Raw genomic sequence first — 7,121 nt, 5'->3', positions numbered from 1 at the left:
CTGCTCGCGATAGTGAGCGCAGCGAACGATTTCAAATTCAATTGAATCTCAAGGCGAACGAATGAAGATTTCCCGTCAAGCCTACGCCGACATGTTCGGCCCCACCGTCGGTGACAAGGTCCGCCTGGCCGACACCGAACTGTGGATCGAGGTCGAAAAAGACTTCACCACCTACGGCGAAGAAGTGAAATTCGGCGGCGGCAAAGTCATCCGCGACGGCCAGGGTCAGAGCCAGCTACTGGCCGCCGAAGTCGTCGACACGGTGATCACCAACGCGCTGATCATCGACCACTGGGGCATCGTCAAAGCGGACGTCGGTCTCAAGGACGGGCGCATCGCCGGCATCGGCAAGGCCGGCAATCCGGACGTACAGCCGAACGTCACCATCGCCATCGGCGCCGGTACCGAAGTGATCGCCGGTGAAGGCATGATCCTCACCGCCGGCGGCATCGACACGCACATCCACTTCATCTGCCCACAGCAGATCGAAGAGGCGCTGATGAGCGGCGTCACCACCATGATCGGCGGCGGCACCGGGCCGGCCACCGGCACCAACGCGACCACTTGTACGTCCGGCCCATGGCACCTGGCGCGGATGCTTCAAGCGGCGGATGCCTTCCCGATGAACATCGGCCTCACCGGCAAGGGCAACGCCAGCCTGCCTGGGCCATTGATCGAACAGGTCAAGGCCGGCGCCATCGGTCTCAAATTGCACGAAGACTGGGGCACCACCCCGGCGAGTATCGACAACTGCCTGAGTGTCGCCGATCAGTACGATGTGCAGGTGGCGATCCACACCGACACCCTCAACGAGTCGGGTTTCGTCGAAACCACCCTCGCCGCCTTCAAGGGCCGCACCATCCACACCTATCACACCGAAGGCGCGGGCGGCGGGCATGCTCCGGACATTATCAAGGCCTGCGGCTTCGCTAACGTGCTGCCGAGCTCGACCAACCCGACCCGGCCGTTCACCCGCAACACCATCGACGAACACCTCGACATGCTGATGGTCTGCCATCACCTGGACCCAAGCATTGCCGAAGACGTAGCCTTCGCCGAAAGCCGCATCCGGCGCGAGACGATTGCCGCCGAGGACATCCTCCACGACCTCGGCGCGTTTTCGATGATCAGCTCCGACAGCCAGGCCATGGGCCGCGTCGGCGAAGTCATTACGCGCACCTGGCAGACCGCCGACAAGATGAAAAAACAGCGCGGCCCGTTGCCCGGTGATGGCGAAGGCAACGACAACTTCCGCGCCAAACGCTACATCGCCAAGTACACGATCAACCCGGCAATCACCCACGGTATCAGCCATGAAGTGGGGTCGATTGAAGTTGGCAAGTGGGCGGACCTGGTGCTCTGGCGTCCGGCGTTCTTCGGCGTCAAACCGACGCTGATCCTCAAGGGCGGCGCCATTGCCGCCAGTCTGATGGGTGATGCCAACGCCTCGATTCCGACACCGCAACCGGTGCACTACCGCCCGATGTTCGCCAGCTACGGCGGTTCGTTGCACGCCACCAGCCTGACGTTTATCAGTCAGGCGGCGCAGGAGGCCGGTCTTCCCGAGGCCTTGGGTTTGAAGAAGAAAATCGGCGTGGTCAAAGGCTGCCGCGAGGTGCAGAAAACCGATCTGATCCACAACGACTACCTGCCGAGTATCGATGTCGATCCGCAGACGTATCAGGTCAAGGCCGACGGTGTGTTGTTGTGGTGCGAGCCAGCGGATGTGCTGCCGATGGCTCAGCGTTACTTCCTGTTTTGATCGATCGACTGGATCACCGGGGCCCTGCCGGGCCCCGGCGTCAAACAACCACGATCAGCTGTTCGGCTGTACGGTGAAGGGCATTTCCACCCGTTGCAGTTTTGCCCGTTCGATCGCCTGGCGCGTGAACGTTTTGATAAACGTTTTCCTGTCCTCGTCGATGGCTTCCAGCTCGGCGGCATATTCCGCTTCGGTCATGACGCGTCCCGGTGCAAACGCGCTTTGCGGTTTGTTCAATTCAGCACCCAGCACCCTGAGTTCTTCCTTTAACTGAGCCTTTTGCTCCAGAGAAAGTGTTGTCTCGGTTGCGCGTTTTTCCAACGCTGAGTAGAACTCGATCGTGGCTTCGATCCGGCGACGGAAACCTTTGATAACCCCCCGATTGACCCCCTCGGCGTAGGATGCCCAGAACGGTTGATCGACGAGTAAATCCCCCAGAAGTTCTCCTTCCTCAAGGTCCAGCACACGTCGAAAAGCATCCTCGATCATCTCTGGCGTAACCGCGGCGATTTTTCTGAACTGCATTTTTCGCGTCTGCCAGGGCAGGTCCAGCCGCTCGGCAAGATCCGTCATGAACGCCAGGTGAACTTCAACCTCATCAATCGTGCCGGTGACCTCACCCGCGGCATTGACGCGCCTGAATTGCTCGCCCATCGCCTCGCGCTCGGACACCGTTTTGCGGGCAATCCTGCTGAGCTCATCCAGACGCGACTTGCCCTGCGCCAGCGTCACCAGTTCAGCCTCTACCAGCGCGGGATTGGCCAGTTCATAGGCTTCATGAATCAGCACCTCCATTCCCATGGCGTTGAACAGCTGCGCGCCGGCATCGACACACGCCGTGGGCACGGTGGTCATAGTGAAGAGTTTTTGCCGCAGCTCGGTATTTTTCGACATCGCTTCGAGCATTCGCCAGACCTTGGCGGTCATGTCGACCCGAAACCCGGTGTCGTGTTTGAAATGCCCCGATTCGGTGAGTTTGCGAATCTCGTTGAAAAACCCGAGCGAGCCGATCTCATCCTCGACGCTGTTCCACACTGCCTGTTTGGCCACCCATTCCCGTCGGGTCATGCCGGCCTCCCAATCGAGGCTGTCACGCACGCCACGAGGCGGATACGGTCGATCGGGGTCCATGCCGACGGACGCGATGTACTCCCTGAGCGTCTGCAGATTGAAGGCCGGCAGATAATCCGTGTCCCGGCTCAACACCGTGCGCGCCAGCAATTCCGCCTCAATGGAGCCACGCGCGACCATGGGCACGTAGGTGATTTCGTTGTACTGCATGTCCAGGTAAAAATGCCGGAAGCGTGGCTGCGCGAACAAACCGTCCGGCCAGGTCCGAATGCCAGTGTCGGCCAGGATCAGCGTATGCAACATGCGCATGCTGCCAATATCCGGTTCCCGGCCCAGAGGGTTGCCGTACAGGTCCAGGGCTTGAAGCCGTGTCAGGTTGCGCAGGTCCGCGGCGCCTTGCGTATCCAGCACAATGCGGTTTCCTCGCATGCTCAGCTCCGTCAGCGCACGCATGCGACCGACGGCACGAGGAAACCGGGTGAGCGAATTACCGTTGACGTTGAGCGAACGCAATCGGGGAAAATGATCGAGCAGGGAAATATGCGCATCGGTCAATTCGGTCAGGGTCAGATTGAGGCGGGTGACGTGATCGAAGGTGCCCTCCAGCATGGGCATGGTGCGCAGATGACGACCCAACGGCATGTTCTCGAGGTCGAGTACAACGCCTTGCAGCTCGCCGAACGAATCCACATGGCGCAATCCGGTGTACTGCCAACACTCCCTGATCGCTTTGTATACCGCGTTTCTGGATTGCCACTCGGCGGCACCGGCGCCAGTGAACCAGGACCCTTCGGTCGGTGACCTCAACCAACGTTGAAAATTGATATTGAGCCGATCGAATTCCCCTTCCAGTGCACTCGCCCTCTGCTCAGGACTGACGTCGCTGCCACCCGCCTCCAGATAAGCCTGCGCCTCGGCCTCCGTCCATCCGGGACGAACGACTCGGACCCGCTCTTGCGGCGTCAACCGCCCGGCGACCCGTCGCACGCCCTGAGAAACCCCGCGCATGCCGCCACGCAGCCGCATCGTGGCCGGGTCGTACGCGGGCTTGCGAACAGGGTTATCCGTCAGAAGAACGTTGAACCTGTCCCGTGGCAATGGCGTTTTCTGAACGGCCTGCTTTAGCGTTGCGCCTTGATTGATGTGATACCCCAGCGCGTTTCGTTCGGCATCCGGCAGGGCATGCAACACGGACACGTAGAGGTCGTCCGGCCCATGCAGGTGCAGATCATCGTCATCACGGGCCTGGTACTGACCGTCCTCGCGGACCAGGACCCGGCGAACGGAGGCATCCGCCGGGCCGACACTGGCGCGCAACGGTCCATCAAATGAATCCTCGCGGATTTCGATCCGCACGTTGTCGGGCCAGTTCGGCAATGCTTGCAACGAGTGCAACGCCAGCCGCTCGGTATCGACGCCGTAGGCGGCATCGAAAAACAGCCCTTCGTAGGCCCGTGCCGCTCGTAACGCCTGCAAGGTCGCCCGCGTGCGTTCTTGCAGCTGTAAGGGGATGCGCGAAGAGTCGGTGATGTGGAGCAGGTCTTGCGGTTCGAGGTCGGCCAGCAACTCCCGGGCGATCACCGTTGGCAGGCCGCTGAACGCATCCTGGAGCGCCAGCACTTGCCGATTGTCGGTCTGTTGCAGACGACGATCCCGCGCGTTGAACAGCGACTCACGCTGATGGCCCGCCCGCACGGCTATCTTGTTTTTCAACGCGTCGATCCGGATGTGCTCGTCTGCCGAAATGCCCTGCCCAAGCATCGCGTGGACGTCGGCTTCGTTCATGAACTTCACGGCAAGCTCTGGAAGTTTTCCTGCGCTGACCTCGGCTCGGCTTATCTTCAGCGTGTTGGCCGGCGACGCGTCGACATTGCCGTACGTAGTCGAACGCCCCGTAAAACCAGCGCCGTCAAACAGCTCGATACTTTTTTGCTCAGGCCATCTCGGCAGGTCAACCAGCAAACGGGGCACCTGCTCGATGAACGCTTCAGGCACCTCATCGCGCAGAATCTGCTCCGGCAGTTTTTGCACGTCGGCCCAGGTCTTGAACCGTTCGATGGTGTCGGTCAGCAATGCTGGCGCCGGTTCGTTGACCACATGCAATCTGCGCAACAGGTCTTCTTCGATACCACTGACGAGCCGAATCTGCTCCAGCGTGGTATCGGAGAAACCCTCGACCGCCGGCCCCATGCGCCGCATGAGTGTGGTTTTGTCCCACTCGACGGGTCGGTCGAGCTCGGTCTTCCAGACGCCCGCACCGTCGTGTTCGAGTGCTGGCTGATACGCCTGCGGCCGCTCCGGATGTTGCAGGCGTGGCTGACCCGTGCGCGGATCGTTTCTGACTTCGAAGTGTTTGCTTTCATGCTTCAGGAAGTTTTTTTCACTGTGGCGGTAAAGCCCCTGTTCGCTTGGCCTCGTTCCGTTGGGCAGCGTCAGGTCATGGGCGTAGGGCGACAGGTCCGGTTTCCACAGGCGTGTCTTGCCATCAGGCAGCTCAACCTTTTTCAACTGTTCGATAAAGGCCGACGGTTTGACCGACGCCGCCGCACCGGCGGGCAAAACGTTTCCCGCCGCCATGATCGCCAGTTGTGCAAAATTGATCATGACCCCGGTGAGATGGGCCGCCGCTTCCTCCCTGTCGCCCTTGCTCCACTCCTCAATGCCCTCCATGGTTTCGAACAGCATCTGCCCGACCATGACCGCCAGCATCGCTTCGCCGAGCCCGGGCACCAACATGGCGCCAAAGTTGAACACGTTCCAGCCGATGGTCAGATAACTGGTCAACCGATTCCAGCGGGTGGTCGCGTCTTCGTCCCCGGTCGGCACAGCGATGCGCCGCGCATCCGCAATCGCTTTGTCCCTGCGCCAGCGACCGATTTGCGGCCAGAGATCGCCTGAGATGATGTTGGTGATGGGCTCTGCGTTGGCGTTTTCAACCGCGGTCTCTCGCCACCACGGCCCCATGTCCAGCGGCTCACGCTGCGTCCAGGTGAACGTGGTGAAACGTTCGCGAAGCCGGGCAAAGAATTTGCCATGGTCTTTTTGTGCGACGAATCGGCTGAAAAAATGCTGATAGTCCGGCGAGCGCAACTGGCTCGTCAGTTCCTTCATGAAGTCAGTGAAGGACGCATACTCTTTGAGCGGGTGCCTGGGATCATCCGGGACATAGGCGATCAACGCCCCGTCGAGACGGCTTTGTTGAAAACCATCTTCCCTTTGCAACATGGCGTCGACGAGACCGCCGGGGCCATTGGCGAAAAACGCCTCGAGCAGTTTGAACTGTTCAAATTCCTGGCCTGGCAGCAGCGTCAAACGACTGGACCATTCCAGCAGTGTGCGCTGGTGCGCGGGAACCAGACTGTCGTAAATTCTTTTGACTTCAGTGGGGTCTGCCACTGCGCTGAATAACAGGATGCCGGATAACCTGAACCCCAACAGCGAAAGTCGATGACATTGCAAAGGGCGATTGTTCCAAAGGATGCCCTTTTCATCGTCACTAACTTGCTTGAGTTTCCCGTAGCCATAGGAACTGATGTCGTTTTTCAAGTAAGCGATCAGCGCGGCTTCGTTGAAAGCGGCTTTTTCGCTGGCCAGGCATTGCCGTTCAACCAACGCTTTGGCCGTACCTTCTTGCGGACTCAGCAGGCCTTTTATGTGCTGCTGATAGTGCATTCCGATATCAAGCGTGCGGCACAGGTCAGCAAATCGTTCGACGGTCAGCGCATGCCGCAGTAACTGATTTTCGCCGTCCAGGGTGAAGATGCCAGAGCCATCGCGAAAACCGCCGGCCTGCGTTTCGGGCGCCTCGAAATTGTGAAGCGCCGCTTCCAGCAACGTGGACTGCCTCAATCGACTGGCATTGGTATCGATGCCAAAACCCAGCTTTGCCGGGATATACAGCCGAATGAGCGTCGCATTGACGTCCAGATCGAGATTCAGTTGTTCCTTTAATGCTTTGACGAGCAAGGGTTCGGCGAAGGCGGAAATGTCCTGCTGCAAATCCTCCAGCGCTTTGTCCAGCGGAACCTGGGTACGCCAGCGCTCATCGGTCAGTTGCTTGAGGTACTGACGGTCAATGGCGCGTGCATTCAAATACCACTCCGGGAAATCCACTGTCGAATCAGCCATCGTGAGCAGTCGCGAAACCGGTGCGTCTTTTACCGGCGAAGGCAGTTTGCCCAGTAGATAATCACGATGAACATTATCTTTGCCCTCTCCCTGTCCGGAATTATTTTGAAGCGCCGGAACGTCAGATAGTTGGGTCATTTCGCAAATCCTTATGCGATGA

At 59.5% G+C, this 7,121-nt stretch carries 2 protein-coding genes; one reads left to right on the top strand and one right to left on the bottom strand.

Annotated elements, in window-relative coordinates; genetic code table 11:
• Nucleotides 1-61 precede the first annotated feature (61 nt).
• Nucleotides 62-1,762 carry an urease subunit alpha gene (ureC, locus tag Q7W83_RS02920; protein ID WP_150639634.1) on the top strand — a complete coding sequence of 567 codons (1,701 nt, stop codon included), beginning with the start codon at nucleotides 62-64 and terminating at the stop codon, nucleotides 1,760-1,762.
• A gap of 54 nt (nucleotides 1,763-1,816) precedes the next feature.
• Here ureC and Q7W83_RS02915 read toward each other — a convergent pair whose 3' ends face one another.
• Nucleotides 1,817-7,099 (bottom strand): dermonecrotic toxin domain-containing protein, encoded by a 5,283-nt coding sequence (locus Q7W83_RS02915; protein WP_473655647.1) that lies wholly within the window; start codon nucleotides 7,097-7,099, stop codon nucleotides 1,817-1,819.
• Between the last annotated feature and the right edge of the window lie 22 nt (nucleotides 7,100-7,121).

This window comes from Pseudomonas sp. 300 (genome assembly GCF_055803035.1).
Note: the sequence above shows the minus strand (reverse complement) of the source record. Positions and strands in the feature narration are given on the sequence as shown.

Bases quoted from the DNA above. Each gene is read 5' to 3' on its own strand.
- ureC (WP_150639634.1), top strand. From the start codon at position 62: ATGAAGATTTCCCGTCAAGCCTACGCCGACATGTTCGGCCCCACCGTC.
- Q7W83_RS02915 (WP_473655647.1), bottom strand. From the start codon at position 7,099: ATGACCCAACTATCTGACGTTCCGGCGCTTCAAAATAATTCCGGACAG.